Origin of the sequence: Cognatundibacterium crateris, from assembly GCF_010078235.1 — a bacterium.
GTDB classification, from domain to species: Bacteria; Pseudomonadota; Gammaproteobacteria; order Burkholderiales; family Burkholderiaceae_D; genus Undibacterium; species Undibacterium crateris.
This window is the reverse complement of the sequence record NZ_JAABOS010000009.1, coordinates 44038-67807: the sequence shown is the minus strand read 5'-3', so window position 1 is coordinate 67807 and position 23770 is coordinate 44038. Positions and strand designations below refer to the sequence as shown.

The following is a 23770-nucleotide window of genomic DNA, read 5'->3' as shown; positions in this document are numbered from 1 at the left end:
ACGAATTGGGGCAGGGCATTTTATGCATATCTTAATCACAGGCGGAACCGGGCTGATTGGCCGGCGTTTATGCACAGCCTTGCTGGCGCAGGGGCATCAGCTCACTGTTCTCACGCGTCGCCCGCAACAGCTGGCCGCATTGTGTGGTGCCGGGGTGCAGGCGATGCAGGACCTGGAACAATACACGCCCGAACTGGAGTTCGATGCCATCATCAATCTGGCCGGTGAATCGATAGTCGATGCGCGCTGGACTGCGGCGCGTAAGCAATTACTGCGTCACAGCCGTATTACTTTGACTGAGCAACTGATGCATAAAATGGCGCAGGCCAGGAAGAAGCCTGCTGTGCTGCTCAGCGGTTCTGCTATTGGCGTGTATGGCAATCGTCGTGACGAAATGATCGATGAAACCGCCAGTGCCGGTGGCGATTTTGGTGCGCAGTTATGCGTAGACTGGGAAGCCGCTGCGATCCCGGCAGCGCGCTTTGGAACCCGGGTCTGTGTGCTGCGTACGGGCTTAGTGCTCGATAGCGCAGGCGGTATTTTGAAAAAAATGCGCCTGCCATTTCAACTGGGTCTGGGTGCGCGCATAGGCGATGGCCGTCAGTGGATGAGCTGGATACATGTCGATGATTATGTGGCCATCGTACTCAGATTGCTCACAGATGAGCGTGCCAGCGGCTGCGTCAATATGGTCGCGCCACAAGCTGTGACGAACCGTGAATTCACGCAGTTACTGGCGCGCAGTCTGCAGCGTCCGGCCTGGCTGTTCACCCCGGCCTGGGTGCTGCAACTGGCGCTGGGGGAATTGTCTGAATTGTTGACCGGTGGCCAGCATGTGCTGCCTGCCCGTCTGAATAAGCTGGGATACCAGTTTACCTATCCCAGCCTGCTGCCTGCATTACAGCATCTGAACCGCCAGCATGCCTGAAGCCGCTTGCTTACTGCGGCTTACTGAGGTCTACGGCAGAGCCGCCGGGTTTGCCAGGTAATTCGTCGTCAGCGTTTTGAATTGTCCGCCATCGGTATTGATGCTGGTCTGATTCACCTCACCGGTGCTGAATACCACGCCTAATCCGCCTGCTGCCACCATCTCTGACGCATGGGTCAGGAAGTAGCGCGCACGGTTATCACGCCATTTCCCCGCTCTGCCACCGGCAACTGCAGACGGTACACCGAGTGGCGTTTGCCACCACAGCACGGGTAATTGCAGACCAGTGTTATACGATTTGGCAAGCGCAAAATGTTCGGTGAAATTAGGGGATTTGATATTCGCTTCATCCCAGTACCAATTAGTACCGGCACGCTGGCAATAGCTGGGCTGGGGAATCGCTTCAAAGCAACCGGCATCTCGGTCCAGCGTCTGCATCACGATGAAATCGGCTTTGTCTGCGCCCAGTTTTTGCATGTAGCCGAGTGCAGTTGAATACAGATCACCAAACAGCGCAGGCGGAAAGCCGATATAGGCATTGGGGGCATATTTACGTGCAATTTGTACCAGACATTGCGCCAGCCCGGCGACATGATTACCCAGCGTGCTGCAATCGGCATCACTGTTCACCAGTGCGAACACCGTAGCCGGGTCGGCATTGGTGGACAAGCGCTGGGTATAGCCCCAAAAATCCGGTTCAAAATTCACCAGTACCGGTTTGCCATAGGTTTTAATTTGCTGGAACAGCAGACGCACATTGTTCCAGTAGCCTGTCATGAAGGTTTGGTTAGACAGACCGGACAGATTACCATCACCATTGCTGGCCATCTGGTACAGCGTGAACATAGGTACTGCACCCAGAGTATCGGCATTTTTCGCAACGACTTGCACGTAGGCGCCGCTAGGACTGTTCCAGGTGGTCCAGGAGCCTGCACCTACGCCATTCAGATACTGATCATAAATATCAATTTTCAGACTTTGTTTCTGGACATCGGCCAGGTCAGCTGATCCCAGTCCGACCAGCATGCGAGTTGGCTTACCCAGCTTGGCGGCCAGCGCTGCGGCTTTCTTTTCCAGCGTAGCCGGCGGTGTGACCGGTGGCAAAACCGGCGGTGTTACTGTCTCACCGCCGGAGGCGCTACTGCCACCACCACCGCAAGCGGAGGCGATCAGTATAGTCAACAGGGATAACAGATAGGACATTTTCATGGCGGGTTTTCCGATGTGATGCTGGGACGAAATTATTGACATGATAGTCTAAGCCTGCCAAAGGTGCCTTGGATTAAGTAAAATTCGCAGTGCCCGGTGGTTGGACCTGTTAGTCCGTACTACTGTACTTCTCCCCTAGTTTGTAAGGTTTGCATGAGTTCACGTGAAACTTGTCAGCACTGTTTGCGTGCTGCCAGAAATTGCATCTGCCATTGCGTCAGCCCCGTCCATACCCGCCATGAATTGCTGATATTGCAGCATCCGCTGGAGGTCAGTCATGTCAAAGGCAGCGGACGCTTGTTGCATCTGTGCCTGCCAGGATCGTCCGCGATAATGACGGGTGAACAGTTTGAGCAGGTGGCTTTGGCGCAGGCTTTACGCGGGGACTGGCACAGCGGCGTAGCGGGGGCAGCTCAGCAGTCAGCCAGATTAACAGTCTTACTGTATCCCGATACGGCGGAATCTGAGGCGCAGGACTTGCACAGCCATGGCAGCGCCTGGGAGCCGTCTGCCAGTGCGCCGCCGCTCAGACTGGTGGTGCTGGATGCGACCTGGCGTAAGAGTCGTAAGATGCTGTACCAGAATCCGCTATTACAATCGCTGCCACGCTGGAGTCTGCGTCAGATGCCAGCCTCGCATTACCGCATCCGTAAAGCCCATCAGCCTGACCAGTTATCGACGCTGGAAGCCAGCACCTATGCGCTGATGGCGCTGCAACCCGAAGCCGATTTCAGCCCTGTGCTGCAAGCCTTCGATCAGATGGTGGAGCAGCAGTTAGGCTGGATGCAGCAGAGCCGCTGAGTTTCAGCTAAGCTCAGCCAGACGAAAAAAAGCCCCGCCAGTCTTGCGTCTGGCGGGGCTTTTTGCTATGAGCAGAACAGAATTACAGCATGACGTTCAGCAGGGCGTTACCGATACCCATCAACGCCGCACCGGAAATCAGACCGGCACAGATAGGTTCACAACCTTCAACCCAGAACTGGTGACCGGCAGTGCCTGGTTCAGGATGTTTGCGACCCATCCACCAGAATGCGGCAGCACCCAGCCACATGGCCAGACAGGCTTCCGGTGGTAACACCACACCGAGACCGATCGCCACTGCGGACAGCGGGATTTTGCCCTTAGTGATCATTTTTCCACCTTCTATCACCAGCGCTGCCAGTGCCGCTACCACCATGGCGATAATCGCCGAAGTAGGCAAACTGCTCACGCCTTTGGCGATCAGTTCCGCCATACCTTTCCATTGCATTGCAGATGGATGCGAGAAACGGTCGCTGACGATGGTCGCAGTATCACGTATGCCTTGTGCATCGGCAGGCAGGAACAGCAGGTAGTAAATCGGGATACAAGCCAGGGCGCCAGAGATAATGCCGATCACATGGCCGATTGCCTGCTGACGTGGTTTCGCGCCCAGCATATAGCCCGGTGTGATATCAGACAGCAGATTGGATGCATTCGATGCCACTTCGGCAGTCATACCGGCCGGGATCATGTTCGATGCCGGATTAGTACGGTCTATCACGCCCATGGTGATCTGCGTGATTTTGGACAGTGCACCAGTTGGCGACCAGGAAGTCAGCGCCATCGAGTTAGCGCAGATCACAGCCAGCAGGAAGACCAGCGGTAAGGCGGCGAAAGTCAGTACCATAGGAACACCGAAAAAGCTCAGGTTCAGCCATGCACCCAGCAGACTGAAGGCTGGAATACCGATGTAAGAAACCATCAGCGGCAGTTCTATATGCGCCAGTATGTCCGGGCCTTTAGTGACGGACTTTTGCTTACCCATGGATTTGAACAGGCTGGTAAAAATTTCAGGCTTGGCGGCCAGCGTAACGATAGAGCCAACCACCATGATGGAGACTGCCCACCACAGACCCCATTGGTTCAGAATCTCTACGCGGGAGATAGGAACCAGCTTACCATTCGGTGCGATACGTTCGACGATATCACCTCTTTGTATCATCAGCGGTCCGAGCAGCGCGAAGTTCAGCAAGCTACCCAGCAACAGGCTGCTCGCGACGCGTATGCCCATCAGGCCGCCGACGCCGAACATCGCGGCATCAACAGTCAGGCGCAGACCCAGTGCACGGAAATCCACTCCCAGGATTTTTGGTATCCACAGGTCGTACTTCACGGCCAGCTGGTAATAATAGGTATCGATGCGTTCCTGTAAATGCCAGGCCTCAGTCATGCCTGCCCATTTATCCATTTGCAGCACTTTGAATTGCAGCAGCTTCATCCAGCCATCGCTGATCAGGAATTGATAGGCACCGGCCCACAAGGTGGTCAGGCCCAGCAGTCTGGCCTGACGCATGCCTTCTTTGCCATCACCGGAATACAGGGTGTCGAGTACGACGCCGCAGGCACGGCCTTCCGGGAACGGTAACTGATCTTCATTGATGAAGCGGCGCTTGAGCGGAAACGCGACCAGTACGCCCAGAATAGAGCAGACCACCATCCAGATCAGCATATGCCACCACGGGATGATTTGTCCGGTCACCAGCATGTAGGCGGTAATCGGTGCCACCATAGGCATGGTCATATAACCGGCTGCTGTGGCGATGGATTGGGCGCAGTTATTTTCCAGTATCGTAAAGTCTTTGGCGATGCCGGTTTTTGACAGAATTCTGAATAGCGCAAAGGCCAGAATGACCGAAGTCAGACCAACACCGATATTCACGCCCGATTTGGCCGCGATATACAGCGCCGTAGCGGACAAGATGCCACCCAGTAAAAAACCGGTCAGGGCGGAACGGAAGGTGAGTTGTGGCATATCGCCACGGTAAATGTTTTTGAACCACCACTCGTCCTTTTGGGCGCGAGTCCAGGTCCGGATCTGCTCTTCATTCAGTTGTTGCAGGGCCATTGTGTCTCCAGGATCAGGAAGTCAGACTGGGCCAGCACGGATAACAATGCAGTCTGTTGGCAACGCGGTGAAGTTAACGGCTGACACGGTCATGCCGTGCCCGCTCAGACTTTACAGCTTTGCGTATGAACTGCGTACTAATCGTGTGGCGTTGTTATAAAAACGAGTAAGCGGTGCCCGTCGTTGTAGCGACTTGCTGCCGATTATGAAAATTTTCTTTCAAAGGCGGCAGTATCTTAGTCTGCGCTCACTGTGTCAAGCACGCATTCAGTGCCTGTGATCATGAGGCGAGTTAGCTGTTGCATCGTATTGCTGACGGGCTGCAGCCGTGGGTTAGGTCAAGACAAAAAAGCAAAAAACCCCGCATTGCTGCGGGGTTTTTCAGTGTGCAGGCGAGTGTCGCTTGCGACGGTTATTACATCATGCCGCCCATGCCACCCATACCGCCCATACCACCCATGTCGCCCATGCCGCCAGCTGGTTTGTCTTCAGCCAGTTCAGCAACCAGTGCGTCAGTTGTCAGGATCAGAGCAGCAACAGAAGCCGCGTTTTGCAGAGCAGAACGGGTTACTTTTGCCGGGTCCAGAATACCCATTTCGATCATGTCGCCGTAGGTGTCGTTAGCAGCATTGAAACCGTAGTTGCCAGAGCCATTCACGATTGCGTTCACAACAACGCTAGGTTCGCCACCGGCATTCGCTACGATTTCGCGCAGCGGTGCTTCGATCGCTTTCAGAACCAGCTTGATACCTGCGTCCTGATCCGCATTGTCGCCTTTGATTTCGCCAGCAGCAGCACGTGCGCGCAACAGAGCAACGCCACCACCAGGAACCACGCCTTCTTCAACAGCTGCGCGGGTTGCGTGCAGAGCATCTTCAACGCGTGCTTTTTTCTCTTTCATTTCAACTTCAGTTGCAGCACCAACCTTGATCACAGCAACGCCGCCTGCCAGTTTGGCAACGCGTTCTTGCAGTTTTTCACGGTCGTAGTCAGAAGTTGCTTCTTCGATTTGAGCGCGGATTTGTTTTACACGTGCTTCGATACCGATAGCCTGGCCAGCGCCGTCGATCACGGTAGTGTTTTCTTTACCGATTTCGATGCGTTTTGCCTGACCCAGATCTTGCAGAGTTGCTTTTTCCAGTGTCAGACCGACTTCTTCAGCGATAACCTGACCACCAGTCAGGATAGCGATGTCTTCCAACATTGCTTTACGACGATCGCCGAAGCCAGGTGCTTTAACAGCCGCTGTTTTCAGGATGCCACGGATGTTGTTAACAACCAGAGTTGCCAGCGCTTCGCCATCAACGTCTTCAGCGATGATCAGCAGTGGGCGGCCGGACTTAGCAACTTGCTCCAGAACTGGCAGCAGATCACGGATGTTGGAGATTTTTTTGTCGAACAACAGGATGAACGGGTTTTCCAGAATAACCGCTTGTTTTTCCTGATTGTTGATGAAGTATGGGGACAGATAGCCACGGTCAAACTGCATACCTTCAACGATGTCGAGTTCGTTGTTCAGGGATTTGCCGTCTTCAACTGTGATCACGCCTTCTTTGCCGACTTTGTCCATCGCGTTAGCAATGATGTCGCCGATGTCTGCGTCAGAGTTCGCGGAGATAGAGCCTACCTGAGCGATTTCTTTAGAAGTGGTGGTTGGCTTGGACAGCGTTTTGATTTCAGCAACCAGTGCGGAAACTGCTTTGTCGATACCACGTTTCAGGTCAGTCGGGTTGAAGCCCGCTGCTACGTATTTGAAGCCTTCACGTACGATAGCTTGTGCCAGTACGGTAGCTGTTGTTGTGCCGTCACCAGCATTGTCAGACGTTTTGGAAGCAACTTCTTTCACGAGCTGCGCGCCCATGTTTTCCAGTTTGTCTTTCAGTTCGATTTCTTTAGCAACGGAAACACCGTCTTTAGTCACTGTAGGCGCGCCGAAAGAGCGTTCCAGAACTACGTTACGGCCTTTAGGGCCCAGAGTAACTTTTACTGCGTTTGCCAGAACGTTAACACCGTTCACGACCTTAGCGCGTGCGTCATCGCCGAATACGACTTGTTTTGCTGCCATGTTAATTCTCCAGAATCTTGAGGATATCTATCGTGCTATAGAAAGGGATTACTTCTGTACGATCGCGAAGATGTCTTCTTCACGCATTACCAATACTTCGTTGCCGTCTACTTTGACGGACTGGCCGGAGTATTTGCCAAACAGAACGCGGTCGCCAACTTTGACTTCCAGTGCGCGCACTGTACCGTTATCCAATTGCTTACCTGCACCAACGGCCAGTACTTCACCTTGGTCTGGTTTCTCTGCTGCTGCGTCAGGCAAAACGATACCGGAAGCGGTCTTAGTTTCTTGATCCAAACGTTTGACGATAATGCGATCGTGCAGGGGACGAAGATTCATACTAACTCCTAAAATAATTACAAAAGTAAAACTACCGAAGTAAAACGAGGCTTACAGCACAACCAGTTGCAAGACTGAAAGCATTGCGCGGTGTTGCGTAAGGCCTATCAGCAAACAAACAAAAATGTGCGCCTTAGATGGGTGCCGTGTTACCACTTTCAAGCCCTGAGCATGCAAATTTGCATACGCTTTCGCTGCAAACCCATGCTGCGCCAGAGCGCACACCCCATCCACGGCCAGATTGCCCGCAATGCTGAAACCCTGAGATTTTAACATTGTTAGCACTCTCTTGTGTTGAGTGCTAATTGTAGGGGCGAGGTCGGGCTTTTTCAAGAGTTGGGTTCGTGTACGAGATGTCTGTTGTCGAAATTCATTTAACTTTGAACTGATTCTTGATAGGCAGTTTGATTTTTTTTAACACATGCTAAGGAGCACAACAGTTAACGGTGTGTATATTTCCTTGGTTCCAATTGTAAGCAGGTCATTACGATCGCGGACACTTTCCCGAACCTGATCTGGTGGCAGGGAGTTTATGTAGAAATGTCGAGCTACTCTTTTTGTTGAATACTCATGCATTTTGGGAAACATTTAGCATTAAGTATTGGGCTTAAGGGTGATTGAAGTATTGTCGTTAATTTTTCATAAACATGTTTACTTCGGATTTATACTTTAAAACAAGTTAGATCCTTTAAACCTCCTCTTTACTATCGTATTCATATGCTTAGAACCTTTTTTATAGCGATCATATGCTTAGCTTTTTCAAGCTCAGCGATATCGGCTGAAATCGATAGCTTGGCTGCAGAGCTTTTTCAGACGAAGAGTTCACCCACTGAGTTGAAGCTTGCGCATTGGATGCCTCCTGAGTTTTTCCTTGCTGCCAATCCGAGCGCATCGGATTCGGAGAAGAGGCAACTTGCAGCAATGCTGAATGGATACGCCATTTTTCTCGTTGCAAACGCGCGAGTGGGGGCAATGGGAGCACTGACGCCGTCATCCCGGAGCGAGATATTATCAAGTACGTTCTTGCAAATTGACGAAACCTCGCGATTGATTCCAGTCCCGGACGAAAAAATCAAAGGAGACATAAAGGCTCTTCTGGCTGTAATGAAGCCCTTGTTCACGAGTCTTGTCGGGAACTATGGGGAGGCTGTCGAGGCCATAGTGTTCCGAGATGCTGGTGTGGATGGAAAGTCGAAGTTGCGTGCGACGGGTGAAGGAAAGGTCAGATTGACGGTTGCAGGAGAGTCTTTTGTTTGGCGCCTGCCACTTGGGGCACTGCTACCACCAACATTTGACCCCGTGACCCGAGACCAATTCCCCGGTAACTTCTTGTTCAATCCATATACCGGAACCAGACTTGTTACGAAGTGATTTAAGCTGAACATGCCATACAAGTTGTTCAGCTTAGATGAAGGCAGTCCCTTGGCGGTTTTGCCGATTTTTGTACGCGTGACTCAAACCCTGACTGGCACGAATTTGCACTGTCAACAATGACAGGGTGTGGCACTCACTAACATGGAGGCTGGTACGATGAAACAGTATGTGGTTGATGCGTTTACCGATCAGATTTTCGGCGGCAATCCGGCAGCCGTTTGTGTGATGGAGCGCTGGATTCCGGATGGGCTGATGTTAAACATCACCAGGGAGAATAATCTCTCTGAAACTGCCTTCGCCGTCAAAGAAGGTGATGCCTACCATTTGAGATGGTTTACACCAGGCGGGGAAATCGATTTGTGTGGGCACGCGACACTCGCTACCGCCTATGTGATCACGCGGTTTATCGAACCTGGCATCTCAGTCATTGACTTTACTACCCTCAGCGGGCACCTGATGGTGGAAAGAAAAGGGGAGCTTCTGGAGATGAATTTCCCCGCGTATACCTTGCACCGTGTTGATGTGACGGAGTCTATGGTGGCAGCAATGGGAGTAAAACCCGTAGCGGCTTATCTGGGCAGAGATTTACTCTGCGTTTTTGAGTCTGAGAACGATGTCCGTAATATGTCCGTCAATGAAGACAAGGTTAAAGAGCTGGATGGCTTGATACTGCATGTCACGGCACCGGGCGCAGACTTTGACTGCGTATCCCGCTCATTTGCACCCAAGGTAAAGATAGCGGAAGATCCGGTTTGCGGTTCCGGGCACTGCCACATCATCCCTTATTGGGCAAATCGCCTCAAAAAAAACAACTTAGTCGCTTATCAGGCATCGCAACGGGGTGGGACGCTATATTGTGAGCACAAGGGCGAACGCGTCATGCTCAGCGGTAAGGCTGTCTTGTATTCCACGGCAGATATCAATTTAGCGTGAAGATAGGGAAGGATACGGCTTCGGCTTTTGAGGCCTTGTTCAGCCATGCGGATAGGGACAGTGCTCACATCGCTCAGCAAGAATCCAAAAATGAAAACAAAGTTTCTGTATGAAACAAAAAATTCTCAATTTTATCCCGCTGTTAAAAGTAGAGTTTTCTCTGCAATTGGCCGGGTTGCACCTTAGGCACGCCATATGTTGACAGACGCCGCCATTGCTTATGAACGCAGTGCCCATGCTTTTTTAAATGCGCGCGATCGATCAATGATAGGTGCGCAGCTTGTAGCGCTGTGGGCGTGTAGCTTGAAAAAAGACGCGGAAGTGATTGAGCTTGCTTGTGGTGGCGGTTATCCCATCACCAGCGCACTTCAACATCCAAATCTCAAACTGTGGGCTATCGACAGCTCGCCTACGCTGGTCGATGCATTTCACCGGCGCTTTCCTTCTGTGCCAATTGTCTGTGAAAAAGTTCAGGACAGCGATTTTTTTGGCCGCAGCTACGATGCGGTGGTTGCGGTCGGATTGTTATTTTTGCTGCCTGAGAGCGAGCAAATCACATTGATAAATCGCATTGCGAGCATCCTTGTTCCGGGTGGACGTTTCTTGTTCACTGCGCCAATAGAAACTGGATGCTGGGCCGATCTAAACAGCGGCATTATGTGTCAATCGCTGGGCAGCGCACGCTATCAGAGCGCCCTGAATGATGCTGGCTTTCATGTTATCGCCACGTTGATTGATGAAGGTGAAAACCACTACTTTGATGCGCAGCGCCGTAGTTGACTATCACCTTCAGCTTGAGCAGGAATTTGAGCGTCTTACTGGTGCCGGAATAATTTTATTTCGCCATTGCGCAGCTCAGGTTGCACTAACACTGGTTTCGGTGTGGCTAAAGCAAAACATGGAAATCACGCGTCGGCATGTACAATCAAGTGCTGGTCTCAGCTTACGCCAACTGCAAAACGGGATAATCATGTCAAACCACAAGCTCATTGCTATCGTTTTATTGTTTGTTTTACTGATTGTTATTGCTGCCGGTGTGACTAAGCAGCGTAACGAGCTTGTGCCGGAAAAATTAGATTTAGCAAAAACCGCGAATGCGCAAAGTGTTCGCAAAACGGTTTATGTCGCCGCACAAAAAGTTCCTTGCACAGGTGTCGCTCCCATGGAGTGTCTGCAAGTGAGGGAGCAAGCTGATCAGCCGTGGCAGTATCATTATTCTGGTATCGAAGGATTTGATTTTCAGCCCGGTACAGAGTATCAGCTGCAGATTATAGAAACTGTGCTCAACAACCCACCAGCCGATGGCAGTTCAGTACGTTGGACGCTGGAAAAAATAGTAGAGCAGCGCGTCGTGAGCAAGCAGTCTGCTCCTAATTAGGTACTTCATTTTTCAGGTGAGGTAGTTAGCACGTCCAGAAAAGATGATCTCCCGTGAGAAAAGCAATGGAAGAACCTAACTATGCGTTTGCTTAAACTTGCGCTCAATACCCTGGAATCGATTATCCGCGAACAACGGACAAGCAAATAATACAAGACGAGGAAACCTTAGTTTTGAACGAAAAACAAAATGTGCTTTTTATCTGTAGCAGAAATCAATGGCGGAGTCCTACCGCGGAAAAAATCTGGCGTAAACACCCTAAGTTATCCGTGCGTTCGGCAGGGACTAGTCCGAACGCACGTCACAAAGTCTCAGTTGAAGATATACGTTGGGCGGACGTGATCCTGGTGATGGAAGAAAAGCATAAATCCAGACTCGCTGCCGAGTTCACCCGGCTGCTCGATAGCAAGCCCATTCATGTTTTAGACATACCGGACGAATATAAATTTATGGATTCTGAGTTGGTCGAAATACTTGAGCAAGCAGTCGCTGGCCTGTTGGCGCTGGAATGAATGGCCTACTTGAACTTACCACCTAAGATAATGCATGATACGGAGTCCACGCTTTTTGCCACCCAGGCGATTTGGATTTTTTATTTAATTGCTTTTCGGCTTGTCTGCAATCTACGTAGTTCGGTTGGTGCAGACTTACTCTCCTAAGCATCTGGCGTAAAGCCGATGTATTGTCAGATCCGGAAGGATACTTATGACTCAAGGTTTTGCTTCATGCAGTTGTGGTCAGCTCACTGCGACAGTCACAGGTGAGCCGGTGCGTGTCTCGATTTGTCATTGCCTGGCTTGTCAGCGACGTACCGGTAGCGTGTTTGGTCAGCAAGCCAGATTTTTGCGTACGCAAGTTGTCCTGTCCGGGGCTTCGACGGTGTATGTGCGGGTGGCGGATGAGGGCGCGCTTATACGCTTTCATTTTTGTCCCACTTGCGGGGCTACCGTCTATTATGAACCGCAAGGGCTGGAAGAATATCTGGCAATACCGGTCGGTGCATTTGCTGATCCGGCTTTTCCGGCACCCCAATTTTCCGTGTATGAAGAACGCATGCATAGCTGGGTGATTCCTCCGGCTGCGGCGGAGCATATACCCTGACTGGTTTTTCAGTATCTTCAAATTGACTAGGTTTTTGTTGAGGGAGGCCGTATGTGCGCGATGACTTTGGATGAACACTGCATCGTTCTGGATGCGAAACTGACTGCCACACCCGTGGCTCACACGCCAACGATGTATCAAGAGCTTGATGCGCGCTTTGCGCAATTCCAGGGATGTGTGCTGCTTTCCCAGCATAGGTTTACCGAAGATTGGGTCTGCTGGGAAATGCATCCGCATGGTGATGAAGTGCTGTATTTGCTGGCCGGGGCGGCGACTTTGTACCTGTATGTGAACGGCGCAGAGCAGTGCGTGGAATTCCGGCAAACTGGCAGCGTGCTGGTGATTCCTAAAGGTGTCTGGCATACCGCGAAAGTTGAAGCAGCTTGCACGATACTGTTCATCACACCAGGCGAGGGCACACTTAACGGGCCGGACCCGCGTACCCAGAGCGGCTAGGAAGTTTGTTTGTTATCTTCAGTCTATATTTTACATGCCATTTATTTGTTTTTCAGGTAACATTTTTAGCTGACATTCCAATGCCATCCACGCGGAAGTCGCGGGCATGAATAGATAACTTTGAAAGGTGAACCGATATGATGACATCGACCCGGCGTGAAGCAGCGCTGCGGCTGCTGGAAACGACAGGCATGCGTAAATCCAGTTACGCGCCACCCGGCGTGCACTTACTCTGGCGTCTGGGTATCGATTGTCCGCTACCCCATTTCGCCAGGTTCTGGTCTGTGTTGGTGTTGTCCGGCGTGTATTTCGGGATTTTTTGGGGGCTGCTGATGTGGTTGTTTATGTGGCTGTCTAGTGCTACAAGCAAGTCGCTGCTATTTGGCTCCTTACCGCTCGCAGCCTGCTTTGCAGGCGGCTTTTTTGGTCTGGGGATGGCGACCTATTACGCATATGGCCGCAAAAAATATCAGCTACCACTTTGGAACGAACTGAGTTGAGTCGCAGCTGACCTATATTGGAATCAATGGGATAAAACGCTGGCTGGTCTTGATACCTGTTTGCTTGCCTGGCCTCGGCCACAATGACAAAAGGCGGATGTCCATGAATACGGACATCCGCCTTTGTTTTACAGCCTTGCTTTATGCGAGGTCGAAGCGATCAAGTTGCATCACTTTGTTCCAGGCGGCGATGAAGTCACGGATGAAGCGGGCTTGTCCATCGCTGCTGCCATACACTTCTGCCAGCGCACGTAATTGCGAGTTGGAGCCGAACACCAGATCGACCACGGTGGCGGTCCATTTCAGATCACCGCTTTGACGATCGCGACCTTCCAGTACGCCTGCATTCGCAGATTGCTTCCAGCTGGTACGCATATCGAGCAGATTGACGAAGAAGTCATTGCTCAGTACGCCAGGACGTGAAGTCAATACGCCGTGCAGGCTGCTGCCGGTATTGGTGCCTAACACACGCAAGCCACCGATCAGTGCTGTCATTTCCGGTGCGGACAAGTTCAGTAACTGGGCTTTGTCGAGCAAGAGTTCTGCCGCGTGACCCGCCAGTCCAGCCTTGGCGTAATTACGGAAACCATCAGCGGCCGGCTCCAGCACTGCGAACGAATCGACATCGGTCTGCTCCTGGCTGGCATCCATGCGGCCTGGTGTGAATGGCACCTGCACTGTTTCACCTGCCTGCTGTGCTGCGGATTCTATGCCTGCGGCACCAGCCAGTACGATCAGATCGGCTAAGGACACTTGTTTGCCACCAGTCTGCGCTGCGTTGTAGGCTTGCTGTATCGCTTCCAGCTTGCCCAATACCTTTTGCAATTGCGCAGGTTGATTGGCTTCCCAGTTTTTCTGAGGCAGCAGACGGATGCGTGCACCGTTGGCACCACCGCGTTTATCGCTGCCACGGAAAGTGGATGCAGATGCCCAGGCGGTGCTGACCAGTTCGCTGACCGACAAGCCGGTCGCCAGTATCTGTGCTTTCAGCGCGGCGATATCCTGTGCATCGATCAGTGCATGCTGACGGGCTGGAATCGGATCTTGCCAGATCAGGGTTTCTTGCGGTACCAGATGACCGAGGTAGCGGCTGACCGGTCCCATATCGCGGTGGGTCAGTTTGAACCAGGCCCGTGCAAATGCATCGGCCAGCTGCTCAGGATGTTGCAGGAAGCGGCGGGAGATTGCTTCATAGGCTGGGTCTGCACGCAAGGCCAGATCAGCAGTCGTCATCATCGGTGCATGGCGCAGGGCTGGGTCATGCGCATCCGGCACGGTAGTGCGGGCGGCCGGGTCTTTTGGCGTCCATTGATGGGCACCAGCCGGGCTCTTAGTCAGTTCCCATTCATAGCCGAACAGGGTTTCAAAATAGCCGTTATCCCATTGGATAGGATTCGGTGTCCATGCGCCTTCAATGCCGCTGGTGATGGTGTGTACACCTTTGCCGCTGCCGAAACTGTTCTTCCAGCCCAGGCCTTGTTCTTCGATGCCAGCGCCTTCCGGTTCAGCTCCCACTTGCGCTGCATCGCCTGCACCATGGGCTTTACCGAAGGTGTGACCACCAGCGATCAGCGCCACGGTTTCTTCATCATTCATCGCCATACGGGCAAAGGTTTCGCGTACGTCACGGGCCGAGGCGAGTGGGTCAGGATTACCGTTCGGGCCTTCCGGATTCACATAGATCAGACCCATCTGTACTGCTGCCAGTGGTTTTTCTAATTCGCGATCTCCGCTATAACGCTGGTCTCCCAGCCATTTTCCTTCTGAACCCCAATAGATATCCGCTTCCGGCTCCCAGATATCAGGGCGGCCACCGGCAAAACCAAAAGTTTTAAAGCCCATGGAATCGAGTGCCACGTTGCCGGCCAGGATCATCAGATCGGCCCAGGACAGGTTCTTGCCGTATTTCTGTTTGATCGGCCACAGCAGGCGGCGCGCTTTATCCAGATTGCCGTTATCCGGCCAGCTGTTGAGCGGCGCAAAGCGCTGGGCACCGGCACCGGCACCACCACGGCCATCGGTCACGCGATAGGTACCGGCGCTATGCCAGGCCATGCGGATGAAGAAAGGACCGTAGTGACCGTAATCGGCAGGCCACCAGTCTTGCGAGTCGGTCATCAGTGCGTGCAAGTCTTGCACCACTGCGTCCAGATCGAGTTGTTTGAAAGCTTCTGCGTAGTTAAAGTCCTCACCCATAGGATTGGCGCGCGCAGAGTGTTGATGCAGGATGCTGAGGTTGAGTTGATTTGGCCACCAGTCAGCATTAGAAGGGGCTCCGGCTACCGTTTGTTGGCGGGCACTACCTGAAAAGGGGCACTTAGCTTCGTTCGACATTTTGTATCCTTTGGTGAGTTGTTGTGTGCAGCAGAAGTCATTCTAGATACCGGCTGGTTTTAGGTCTATTTGATTAAAAATATCAATCCTATTAATTTTTGCTATCGCGTGCGCTGAGGGCGCGCATTAAGTGTAGCAGTCAGGTGTTACTTGCGGGTGTAACTGAGGGCGAATAGCTGGCGCAGCTTGTCATGCTGAATGCCAGAACCGCATTATCAGCACTGGTAGCAGCGCTCTTGAGAGCTGAGGGCGAAGCTGGCGCGCACTGGAAAGTGACAGGCCATCAGCTTATTGAGACGGTTTTACATCGCTCCAGTAGAAAAATAATTCTTAACTGGTATGTAGCGACGTTGCAGTAAGCTCACAGATAGTATGGCAGCGCTTTAACTCGCAGGGCAGCAGTATTTATATAAAGCAATAAATTTGTGAGTTTTTGTCAAGTATGCTTTTTTTTGCCGGGGAATTGCGAAAATAGCGCCCTTGTAAGGGATTTTTTTGCAGCAAAAATGGTGTGTCATGCCGCTCAGTTTTCTGGTCGGGCACGCCGCCGGATGAGCAGTTGTCAGGCCCGTTATGTACTGACAACTGGTTTTATTCGGTAAAAGTGCCTCATTTGTGTAGTCCACCATGTACTGCACGATCAGGAGTAATGCAAATCCGGGGTATCACCTGTTTCTGTGGCTGTACCGCTCAGTGCTGCCAGGTACGGGAACGGTGTCCAGTTCCGCATATTTGTTTGCATTAGTTCTGACCATATTTTGAGATGAATATGTGGCAATTTGAGCACTTTGGAGATGTAGTATGTGGAAGCATGTTATTGCTGGCTTGTTGTCGATTTGCTGCGCTTGTTGTGTATTCCCGGCCTGGGCGATGACAGTTACCTTTTTGAATCCGGGTAAATCCGATGAGATTTACTGGGTGAATGCCACACAAAGTATGGAGGCTGCAGCACGCAGCCTGGGTATACAGCTGGAAGTGCTGTATGCCGAACGTAATCATCTGCAGGCCTTGATTTTTGCACGCCAGCTGGCTGCCAGACCTCGATTCGCCCGGCCTGACTATGTGGTTCTGTCCAATGACTATGCAATGGGACCGGAGTTGATACGGATACTGGACGCCGCCCATATCAAAACTTTTTTATCCTTCAGCGGCATCTCAGATCCCAAAGAACGTAGCCGTATGGGTTTACCGCGCAGCTTGTACCGGGGCTGGCTCGGGAGCCTGGAGCCGCAATCAGAAGAAGCGGGTTATCTGACTGCCCAAAGCCTGATTGCCAAAGCGCGTGCTTTCAGACTTAACGCACCGGATGGCAAACTGCATATGCTGGTGATCGCTGGCGACCGCTCTACCACCTCTTCAATGAAGCGGAATGCCGGTATGCATCGCGCAGTGAGCGAGGCTGGTGACGTCGTTATTGATCAGGAGGTGTATGCCGAGTGGAACCGCGCCAAGGCGCAGGAGCAGAGTCAGTGGCTGTATTTGCGCCATTCGCATGCGCGCCTGATTTGGTCCGGCAATGACCTGATGGCCTTTGGTGCGATGGAGGGCTGGCGTACTAAGGGTGGAAAGCCCGGCAGAGATGCCCTGTTCAGTGCCATCAATACATCCGCGGAAGCCTTCACTGCACTGGAATCTGGCAGCCTGAGTGCGCTGGCGGGCGGACATTTCATCACTGGGGCTTTCAGTCTGGTGATGTTGTATGACTACCATAATGGAAAAGATTTTGCGGATGAAGGCATGGAGTTGAGCAAGTCTATGTTCATTTTATTCTCAAAAGAAGATCTGAGCCGATTCCGTTTTTTATTCGGGGACGTTAACTTCGCGCAAACGAACTTCAGGAAATTCAGTAAAGTGTTGAATCCGTCCATCAAAAGCTATCACTTTAGTTTTACGCAATTGATGAACCAGACTGAGGAAAAAAAATGAGCGACAGAGTTTTAGAACCGATTTCAAGCTCATTGTTACGTCGTTTATTCAAATGGCTGATCCTCTGCATCCTGCTGTTTAGCAGTTTGCAGGCATGGCTGAATTACCGCACGATAGAGCGTAGTTTTAATATGATGGTCAGTGACGTGGCTGCCACACATCTGCCTTTACTATCGGTTGCGATCTGGGATATCGAACCGCAGGCGATACAGAAGCAGATTAATCTCTTGCTCGACAATTCACATATTACTTATGTGATTATCCAGACCAGTACAGGTCAGCAATTCGTTGGCGGCGATGTAGGAAAAATTTTCAATGCAGAACGTATCATCCGCAACATCCCTGCACCATTAGAACAGAACGGTAATGTCGGTGTACTGGAACTGGTGATCGATAAATCGGTATTGCGGCAGGAGTTGATACGCAGCTTACTGATGGTTGCTATCGAGGTAAGCGTACTCGGCATATTTATCCTGATGGCAGTGTCCACCATTTTGCGGCGTGATCTGGAAAAACCCATGCATCAGCTGGCAGAGTATGTGCAGAATTTGCAAGCCAACCAATTGTCCGCTCAACTGGAATTAGATTTCGAACCGAGGCATCGCTATAGTGAAATCGGACTGGTGCTGGATGGTTTTCGTACTATGCAAAACAGTATACAAAAACACATACATCATCAGGATGAATTGGTTCTTGAGCGTACATTGCAACTGGAAAAAGCCATGGGCGCACTCAAAGAGTTATCCGTGACCGATGGTTTGACTTCTTGTTATAACCGTCTGTTTTTCAACGAGCGCATGCCGCGTGAGATGCAGCGTGCGACCCGTTATGAGCGCGCATTATCGGTGCTGTTCTGCGACATCGATTTTTTTAAATCTGTGAATGATCAATATGGGCATTCGGTCGGTGATGCAGTGTTGATCGCGTTTGCACAGACCCTGAAGCGGGAATTACGTGCAGAGATTGACTGGCTGGTACGCTATGGCGGCGAAGAGTTTTTGGTGATACTGCCCGAGACAGATTTGCATGCAGCACTGGAGGTCGCTGAACGCATGCGGCTGGCGGTACAGAATGAGCTGTCCGTATTGCTCCTGGATGGTAAACAGTTGCGCATTACCGCCAGTTTCGGGGTCGCCCAGAAACAGGAAAAGGATAGTGTGGAAAGCCTGGTGCAAAGAGCGGATCAGTGGCTGTATTTTTCCAAGACCAATGGCCGCAATCAGGTGCAGCCGCGCATGGATGAAAACTGATTGCATGGAATTTTCACTGCATTTTCTCTGCTATTTACCTTGAAGTATGGTAACTTCTCGTCCATGAAAACTGTTACCTGGCGCACCGTGATCTTAGTCTGGCTGATGCTGCTGCTTCCCTTGCAAGGGTTTGCTGCGGTCAGCATGTGGCACTGTGTCCAGAATAACAAACTGCCGCAAACCGCTCAGCCACAGTCGCCTGCCAGCGAGTCCCATTGTGAGCAAATGCATCAGTCTGAGCAGCCTGAACAAGCCGTTGCCGGCACGACGTCATCCTCTGATCCGCATCCCCTAAAGCAAGCTCAGGCAGATCACTGCCAGGGTAAATCCCTGTGTTGCATCGCTGTGTTGATGCCCGTTGCGGGCCTCAGTACGCCTGGCCTGGCCATAACACGCATGGCGGCGGCAGCGCCTTTGCCTGCCTATCATTCAGCCGAGTTATCGCTGCCTGAACGTCCTCCCCGGTTCCTCAGCTAAACGTCGGCGTATACACGCTGAAGCATGCGCATCCTGGTTTCGGGCAATACCTGCCGTAGCCAGATCGTGTGTTGGTTTGCGTCCTGAGCCTGAGGGCTGCGGGCGCGCGATATTATCTTATTGCACTGGGAATGTATGTTTTCTCCTTACCGTTTTTCTCTCCTCGCGCTGCCGCTGTTGACGGCCGGATGCGCGGGATTCTCTATTGATCAGTCGACGGCCGAACTGAACCGTCAGTTTCCGCAGCAGACACAGGGCGAGCTGCAACTGGCACGCGACAGCAGCCAGGCGCAGGCCTTGCGCCAGCAGGCCGATACTTTGCTGAGTACGCCGCTGAGTCAGCATGATGCAGTCCGGCTCGCCTTGTGGAACAGCCCCGCTATCCAGTCCTGGCTGGCGCAGCATTGGGGCGATGGTTCCCGTCTGGCGCAACAGGGCCGGATTGCCAATCCATTGCTGAATCTGGAGCGCAGCCAGCTCGCCGGTGAACTGGAAATTGCGCGCAGTCTGAGCGTGGGTTTGCTGGACTTGCTAAGTCTGCCGCGCCGTCAGCAAGTCAGTGCGGCGCAATTGCAGCAGGCACAATTACAGTTCAGTCAGCAAGTGCTGCAACATATCACCCAGCTGCGGCTGGCCTGGGTACGCGCAGTCGCTGCGCAGCAAAGTCTGGAGTACGCCCAGCAAGTCAATGAAGCCGCGGAAGCCGGAGCAGAACTCGCACGCAGAATGCGTACTGCCGGTAACTTCAGCGCTTTGCAGGCAGCGCGTCAGCAAAGTTTTTCTGCCGATGCGACAGCCAGACTGACAGAAGCCAGACAGGCGCAAACGGCCAGTCGTGAAGCGCTGGTGCGCTTACTGGGCCTGGATGCAGATCAGGCGCAGGTCTTGCAATTGCCTGCGCATCTGCCGGATTTGCCCGCCCAGCCTTTAGCACCCGAACAGATCGCCAGCCAGCTGCTGCAGAACCGGCTGGATGTGCGCATCGCTGCCGCCGCGCTGCACACGGCCGCACAGCGTCAGGGCCTGCAATTGCTGCAAGGCTGGACCGATATTGAACTCAGTGTGAAGCGTGATACCGTGTTTGCCGCTGCAGCAGAAAGCGGCACTGCGGCGGGGGCACGGGTAAAGCGCGGGCTGGGCCTGAGCATCAGTCTGCCTTTTTTTGATCAGGGGCAGTTGCAGCGTGATGCGATGCGCGCCGATACGCTGGCTGCCAGCTACCAGCTGGAAAACAGCCTGCGCCAGGGCGCTTCACAACTACGTGAACGCTATGCGGCTTACTACAGCAGTTACGAGATCGCACGCCACCATCGTGATGTGATGCTGCCTTTAAAACGTCAGATTGCTGAGCAAAATATGCTGCGTTACAACGGCATGCTGATCAGCGTGTTTGAATTGCTGGGCAGCAGTCGCGAACAGATAGAAGGAGTGCTGGCGGCGATACAGGCGAATCAGCAATTCTGGATCGCTGATGCGGAATTACAGGCCAGTTTGCTGGGTGCAGGCAGCCCGACAGCGCTGCGTCCTGCCAGCCGTGCTGCGACGTCGTCCGATGTGGCGCATTAAAAACTACTACGCTAAGCACTTAGCTGCGACCGGCGGTAGTTGCCAGTCGCGATCAGAAAAAATTTGCACGACTAAGAACCTGGTGGCGTATTGCAGTGAGCTGCTCACCGATGACAGCCATGCTGATGCCTCAGTCTGGAAGAAATACGATGAACTCAAGAAGATCTTTTTTTAAAGCAGCCAGTATGGCGGGTATCGCCGGTGGCGCCTTGGCCGCCAGCGCCGTCAGCCGGGTTGCACTGGCTGGATTGCCGGAAGTAGTCAGCCAGAACAGCGCTGCCTCCATGCCGCCGCTGTTACCACCGAATGGGCGTTCTTACCGTCCAGTCATGACGCTGAATGGCTGGACGCTGCCCTGGCGTATGAATCAGGGGGTGAAGGAATTTCACCTGATCGCCGAACCGGTGGTACGTGAAATGGCACCCGGTATGAAAGCGCATCTGTGGGGCTATAACGGACAAAGTCCGGGGCCGACCATAGAGGTGGTGGAGGGCGACCGGGTCAGAATTTTTGTGACTAACCGCCTGCCCGAACACACCAGTGTGCACTGGCATGGACAGCGCTTACCGAATGGTATGGATGGTGTGTCCGGACTGACTCAGCCTGCTATTCAGCCCGGCAAAACCATGGTCTATGAATTTGTGGCGCGCCGTCCCGGCAGCTTCATGTATCACCCACATGCCGATGAAATGACGCAGATGGCGATGGGCATGATGGGCGCCTGGATCACGCATCCGAAGCAGCCGCATCCGCTGATCGCCGAAGCGGACCGCGACTTCGTGTTCTTACTCAATGCCTTTGATATTGAGCCGGGCGCATCCCGGCCCAGTATCTCGACCATGACGGACTTTAATTTGTGGTGCTGGAACAGCCGGGTATTCCCGGGCATAGACAGTCTGGCGGTACGTCAAAATGACAGGGTGCGCATACGCGTCGGCAATCTCACCATGACCAATCATCCGATACACATACATGGCCATGAATTTACCGTGACCGGTACCGATGGCGGCCCTATACCGAAAACCGCGCGCTGGCCGGAAGTCACTACCGATATCGCCGTCGGCCAGATGCGTCAGATCGAGCTGATCGCTGATGAAGAAGGGGACTGGGCTTTTCACTGCCATAAAAGCCATCACACCATGAATGCGATGGGCCACAATCTGCCATCGATGATAGGCGTCGATCAAAGCGGTGTGGCGGAAAAAATTCAGCGCCTGATTCCGGCTTACATGACCATGGGGGACAAGGGCATGGCCGATATGGGCATGATGGAAATGCCTTTGCCGGACAATACTTTACCGATGATGACGGGGGAGGGCCCATTTGGCGGGCTGGAGATGGGCGGTATGTTCAGCGTGATGAAGGTGCGCAAGCAGCAAAAGCCGGGCGACTATACTGACCCCGGCTGGTTTGCGCATCCTGCCGGTACCCAGGCCTGGGAATATACCGGCGAGTTGCCTGAGGCTTTACGTGCACCGCCGCCAGCCAGCGGATCTGCGCACAGCATGCACGGCAAGGAAGTCGAAGTGCAGGTGGTGAAACCGCAAGGTCACAGCGGACATGGTGGCCATCAAGGGCATTAAAAACATTAAGTACATTGATGTGTCGCGCCCCTGAAGCCCCTGAAAATGCAGCTGCATTTTCAGGGCCGCTTCGTATCCAGCTGTGCTGCGGTGGAGACGATCTGGGCCTGCGTCCAGTGGCGTGTAATCCAGATCGTCAGCGCACTGCCGCTCAAGGTTTTTTGCCATACACCAGCCTTGGGTAATTGCTGTGATAAATGTGCAGAAGCGATGCGCCAGGCAAAGCTGGTCACGGCTGGCGGCGCATCCTGGCTGGAGGCGGAAAACAGATAGCCGACCGGATTCAGCTGCACTTCTTCGGCCGGCATCTGAAAGCCAGCCTGTGCCCATTGCGCTGCCTGTTGTTCCAGACTCAGCAGCGTACTGCTGGGTTGTGGCATGGCAGACAGTTCGCGCAAACCGTAATAATACAAACCCCAGGGCAGCGCCAGACCGATGACTGCGCAGAACACGGTGATGGAGAGCAGGACGCTTCTAAAAAAGTGAGATTTCATGGCTGTTATTTCAGTGCTTGAAGCAGCTGATGTGGTTGAGATGTTTGACGCAGCGCCAGATATTGCGCCCAGGCGACAGTGGCACTGTCCCAGAAGGCGTTGAGATTGCTAACAGAGGGGGCAATGGTTAAACCGAGAAAGCGCGCTGCAGGCAGTAATGCCTCCTGCAGCAAATCATTGTCCCCACGATCGAAGGCGAGTGCACCGGTTTGTTTGGATAATTTTTCGCCGTCCGCGTTATTCACGACTGGCACATGCAGATAGGATGGCCGTGGCAGCCCGAGTAACTGCTGCAGATAACACTGACGCGCAGTCGAATCCAGCAGATCGGCGCCACGCACCACATGGCTGATGCCTTGCGCCGCATCGTCGACCACCACCGCCAGTTGATACGCCCAGAAACCATCGGCGCGTTTCAATACAAAATCACCGACCTCGCTGGCCAGATCCTGAGTCTGCGCACCGAGCAAGCGGTCCTCAAACTGAAAGACCGCAGCGTCGCCATCTGGCACCCGCAAACGCCAGGCACGTGGCGCTTTACCTGGTGCCAGACCAGTACGGCAAGTGCCCGGATAGATCTGGCTGCCTGCGCTACCGGCACGCAATCGCGAATCGGCGATTTCTTTGCGGGAGCAGGCACAGGGATAGACTTGCTCCGCCAGTTGTTTTAGCGCCTGTTCATACAGTGGCTGGCGCTTACTTTGCCAGCTGACTTCGCCATCCCAGTGCATGCCACAGCGTTGTAATGAATTCAGGATATGGCGATCTGCATCCGCAACATTGCGGTCGAAATCCAGGTCTTCTATGCGTAACAGCCAGCGTCCCTGATGTGCTCTGGCATCCAGATAGCTGGCCATCGCTGCGACCAGTGAACCCAGGTGCAGCGGACCGGTAGGCGAGGGCGCGAAGCGTCCGGTATAGCCAGTGGCGGAGGTGGCAGAGGTGAGCGGGGTGACCGATGCTGCCGGAATGCTACTGAAAACAGACATGT

General features: G+C 53.0%; 22 protein-coding genes. 15 read left to right on the top strand and 7 right to left on the bottom strand.

All coding sequences use genetic code 11. From position 1 onward, the window contains the following. Positions 1 to 22: 22 nt before the first annotated feature. On the top strand, positions 23 to 928 hold the full coding sequence (locus EYB48_RS15815; protein ID WP_162021345.1) for a TIGR01777 family oxidoreductase: 906 nt from the start codon (positions 23 to 25) through the stop codon (positions 926 to 928). A 30-nt stretch (positions 929 to 958) separates the two neighbouring features. Here the strand turns inward: EYB48_RS15815 and EYB48_RS15810 are convergent, their stop codons facing one another. Continuing rightward, the gene (locus tag EYB48_RS15810; RefSeq protein WP_235935197.1) at positions 959 to 2137 is read right to left on the bottom strand and encodes a hypothetical protein; all 1179 of its coding nucleotides are present in this window, start codon (positions 2135 to 2137) and stop codon (positions 959 to 961) included. A gap of 153 nt (positions 2138 to 2290) precedes the next feature. Between EYB48_RS15810 and EYB48_RS15805 the strand changes: the two genes are divergently transcribed. Then, positions 2291 to 2938, top strand: a complete 648-nt coding sequence (locus EYB48_RS15805) for a tRNA-uridine aminocarboxypropyltransferase (RefSeq protein ID WP_162021344.1) — start codon at positions 2291 to 2293, stop codon at positions 2936 to 2938. Positions 2939 to 3020: 82 nt separating this feature from the next. Here the strand turns inward: EYB48_RS15805 and EYB48_RS15800 are convergent, their stop codons facing one another. The 3 genes from EYB48_RS15800 to groES all read right to left on the bottom strand — a co-directional run bounded on the left by EYB48_RS15800 (position 3021) and on the right by groES (position 7407). Next, positions 3021 to 5003 carry an OPT family oligopeptide transporter gene (locus EYB48_RS15800; protein WP_162021343.1) on the bottom strand — a complete coding sequence of 661 codons (1983 nt, stop codon included), beginning with the start codon at positions 5001 to 5003 and terminating at the stop codon, positions 3021 to 3023. Positions 5004 to 5418: 415 nt separating this feature from the next. Beyond that, complete coding sequence (gene groL, locus EYB48_RS15795) at positions 5419 to 7068, bottom strand: chaperonin GroEL (RefSeq protein WP_162021342.1); 1650 nt, start codon at positions 7066 to 7068, stop codon at positions 5419 to 5421. A 48-nt stretch (positions 7069 to 7116) separates the two neighbouring features. After that, the gene (groES, locus tag EYB48_RS15790) at positions 7117 to 7407 is read right to left on the bottom strand and encodes a co-chaperone GroES (protein ID WP_162021341.1); all 291 of its coding nucleotides are present in this window, start codon (positions 7405 to 7407) and stop codon (positions 7117 to 7119) included. 792 nt (positions 7408 to 8199) lie between these two features. On the opposite strand from groES, the gene EYB48_RS15785 reads away from it, so the two are divergent. The 8 genes from EYB48_RS15785 to EYB48_RS15750 all read left to right on the top strand — a co-directional run bounded on the left by EYB48_RS15785 (position 8200) and on the right by EYB48_RS15750 (position 13149). Continuing rightward, positions 8200 to 8778 carry a hypothetical protein gene (locus EYB48_RS15785; protein ID WP_162021340.1) on the top strand — a complete coding sequence of 193 codons (579 nt, stop codon included), beginning with the start codon at positions 8200 to 8202 and terminating at the stop codon, positions 8776 to 8778. A 159-nt stretch (positions 8779 to 8937) separates the two neighbouring features. Further along, a complete protein-coding gene (locus EYB48_RS15780; protein WP_162021339.1) occupies positions 8938 to 9714 on the top strand; it encodes a PhzF family phenazine biosynthesis protein in 777 nt (258 codons plus the stop codon). Positions 9715 to 9909: 195 nt separating this feature from the next. Then, positions 9910 to 10494: a class I SAM-dependent methyltransferase gene (locus EYB48_RS15775; protein WP_162021338.1), complete on the top strand. Its 585-nt coding sequence runs from the start codon at positions 9910 to 9912 to the stop codon at positions 10492 to 10494. Beyond that, the gene (locus EYB48_RS19460; RefSeq protein ID WP_328823454.1) at positions 10457 to 11092 is read left to right on the top strand and encodes a DUF4377 domain-containing protein; all 636 of its coding nucleotides are present in this window, start codon (positions 10457 to 10459) and stop codon (positions 11090 to 11092) included. Before EYB48_RS15775 ends, EYB48_RS19460 begins: the two co-directional genes overlap by 38 nt. A gap of 173 nt (positions 11093 to 11265) precedes the next feature. Next, positions 11266 to 11604: a low molecular weight protein tyrosine phosphatase family protein gene (locus EYB48_RS15765; protein WP_202927808.1), complete on the top strand. Its 339-nt coding sequence runs from the start codon at positions 11266 to 11268 to the stop codon at positions 11602 to 11604. A 193-nt stretch (positions 11605 to 11797) separates the two neighbouring features. Beyond that, positions 11798 to 12193 carry a GFA family protein gene (locus EYB48_RS15760; RefSeq protein WP_162021337.1) on the top strand — a complete coding sequence of 132 codons (396 nt, stop codon included), beginning with the start codon at positions 11798 to 11800 and terminating at the stop codon, positions 12191 to 12193. 51 nt (positions 12194 to 12244) lie between these two features. Further along, positions 12245 to 12649: a cupin domain-containing protein gene (locus EYB48_RS15755; RefSeq protein ID WP_162021336.1), complete on the top strand. Its 405-nt coding sequence runs from the start codon at positions 12245 to 12247 to the stop codon at positions 12647 to 12649. 137 nt (positions 12650 to 12786) lie between these two features. Further along, a complete protein-coding gene (locus EYB48_RS15750) occupies positions 12787 to 13149 on the top strand; it encodes a DUF6404 family protein (protein ID WP_162021335.1) in 363 nt (120 codons plus the stop codon). 141 nt (positions 13150 to 13290) lie between these two features. Here EYB48_RS15750 and katG read toward each other — a convergent pair whose 3' ends face one another. Further along, positions 13291 to 15483 (bottom strand): catalase/peroxidase HPI, encoded by a 2193-nt coding sequence (katG, locus tag EYB48_RS15745; RefSeq protein ID WP_162021334.1) that lies wholly within the window; start codon positions 15481 to 15483, stop codon positions 13291 to 13293. An 801-nt stretch (positions 15484 to 16284) separates the two neighbouring features. Here katG and EYB48_RS15740 point away from each other — a divergent pair. The 5 genes from EYB48_RS15740 to EYB48_RS15720 all read left to right on the top strand — a co-directional run bounded on the left by EYB48_RS15740 (position 16285) and on the right by EYB48_RS15720 (position 22285). Continuing rightward, the gene (locus EYB48_RS15740; RefSeq protein WP_162021333.1) at positions 16285 to 17409 is read left to right on the top strand and encodes an ABC transporter substrate-binding protein; all 1125 of its coding nucleotides are present in this window, start codon (positions 16285 to 16287) and stop codon (positions 17407 to 17409) included. After that, positions 17406 to 18659, top strand: coding sequence for a GGDEF domain-containing protein (locus tag EYB48_RS15735; protein WP_162021332.1), 1254 nt, complete (start codon positions 17406 to 17408; stop codon positions 18657 to 18659). The genes EYB48_RS15740 and EYB48_RS15735 overlap by 4 nt, the downstream gene beginning before the upstream one ends. Positions 18660 to 18722: 63 nt before the next feature. Next, positions 18723 to 19136, top strand: coding sequence for a hypothetical protein (locus tag EYB48_RS15730; RefSeq protein WP_162021331.1), 414 nt, complete (start codon positions 18723 to 18725; stop codon positions 19134 to 19136). A 135-nt stretch (positions 19137 to 19271) separates the two neighbouring features. Next, positions 19272 to 20702, top strand: a complete 1431-nt coding sequence (locus EYB48_RS15725) for a TolC family protein (protein ID WP_162021330.1) — start codon at positions 19272 to 19274, stop codon at positions 20700 to 20702. A 149-nt stretch (positions 20703 to 20851) separates the two neighbouring features. Continuing rightward, positions 20852 to 22285, top strand: coding sequence for a multicopper oxidase family protein (locus tag EYB48_RS15720; protein WP_162021329.1), 1434 nt, complete (start codon positions 20852 to 20854; stop codon positions 22283 to 22285). Positions 22286 to 22344: 59 nt separating this feature from the next. Here EYB48_RS15720 and EYB48_RS15715 read toward each other — a convergent pair whose 3' ends face one another. After that, entirely contained in the window at positions 22345 to 22779 is a 435-nt protein-coding gene (locus EYB48_RS15715) for a hypothetical protein (RefSeq protein ID WP_162021328.1), read from the bottom strand. A gap of 5 nt (positions 22780 to 22784) precedes the next feature. Then, positions 22785 to 23768, bottom strand: coding sequence for a tRNA glutamyl-Q(34) synthetase GluQRS (gene gluQRS, locus EYB48_RS15710; protein WP_162021327.1), 984 nt, complete (start codon positions 23766 to 23768; stop codon positions 22785 to 22787). Positions 23769 to 23770 lie beyond the last annotated feature (2 nt).

Coding starts and splice junctions, on each gene's coding strand:
- EYB48_RS15815 (WP_162021345.1), top strand. CDS start 23: ATGCATATCTTAATCACAGGCGGAACCGGGCTGATTGGCCGGCGTTTA.
- EYB48_RS15810 (WP_235935197.1), bottom strand. CDS start 2,137: ATGAAAATGTCCTATCTGTTATCCCTGTTGACTATACTGATCGCCTCC.
- EYB48_RS15805 (WP_162021344.1), top strand. CDS start 2,291: ATGAGTTCACGTGAAACTTGTCAGCACTGTTTGCGTGCTGCCAGAAAT.
- EYB48_RS15800 (WP_162021343.1), bottom strand. CDS start 5,003: ATGGCCCTGCAACAACTGAATGAAGAGCAGATCCGGACCTGGACTCGC.
- groL (WP_162021342.1), bottom strand. CDS start 7,068: ATGGCAGCAAAACAAGTCGTATTCGGCGATGACGCACGCGCTAAGGTC.
- groES (WP_162021341.1), bottom strand. CDS start 7,407: ATGAATCTTCGTCCCCTGCACGATCGCATTATCGTCAAACGTTTGGAT.
- EYB48_RS15780 (WP_162021339.1), top strand. CDS start 8,938: ATGAAACAGTATGTGGTTGATGCGTTTACCGATCAGATTTTCGGCGGC.
- EYB48_RS15775 (WP_162021338.1), top strand. CDS start 9,910: ATGTTGACAGACGCCGCCATTGCTTATGAACGCAGTGCCCATGCTTTT.
- EYB48_RS15760 (WP_162021337.1), top strand. CDS start 11,798: ATGACTCAAGGTTTTGCTTCATGCAGTTGTGGTCAGCTCACTGCGACA.
- EYB48_RS15755 (WP_162021336.1), top strand. CDS start 12,245: ATGTGCGCGATGACTTTGGATGAACACTGCATCGTTCTGGATGCGAAA.
- EYB48_RS15750 (WP_162021335.1), top strand. CDS start 12,787: ATGATGACATCGACCCGGCGTGAAGCAGCGCTGCGGCTGCTGGAAACG.
- katG (WP_162021334.1), bottom strand. CDS start 15,483: ATGTCGAACGAAGCTAAGTGCCCCTTTTCAGGTAGTGCCCGCCAACAA.
- EYB48_RS15740 (WP_162021333.1), top strand. CDS start 16,285: ATGTGGAAGCATGTTATTGCTGGCTTGTTGTCGATTTGCTGCGCTTGT.
- EYB48_RS15735 (WP_162021332.1), top strand. CDS start 17,406: ATGAGCGACAGAGTTTTAGAACCGATTTCAAGCTCATTGTTACGTCGT.
- EYB48_RS15730 (WP_162021331.1), top strand. CDS start 18,723: ATGAAAACTGTTACCTGGCGCACCGTGATCTTAGTCTGGCTGATGCTG.
- EYB48_RS15725 (WP_162021330.1), top strand. CDS start 19,272: ATGTTTTCTCCTTACCGTTTTTCTCTCCTCGCGCTGCCGCTGTTGACG.
- EYB48_RS15720 (WP_162021329.1), top strand. CDS start 20,852: ATGAACTCAAGAAGATCTTTTTTTAAAGCAGCCAGTATGGCGGGTATC.
- EYB48_RS15715 (WP_162021328.1), bottom strand. CDS start 22,779: ATGAAATCTCACTTTTTTAGAAGCGTCCTGCTCTCCATCACCGTGTTC.
- gluQRS (WP_162021327.1), bottom strand. CDS start 23,768: ATGTCTGTTTTCAGTAGCATTCCGGCAGCATCGGTCACCCCGCTCACC.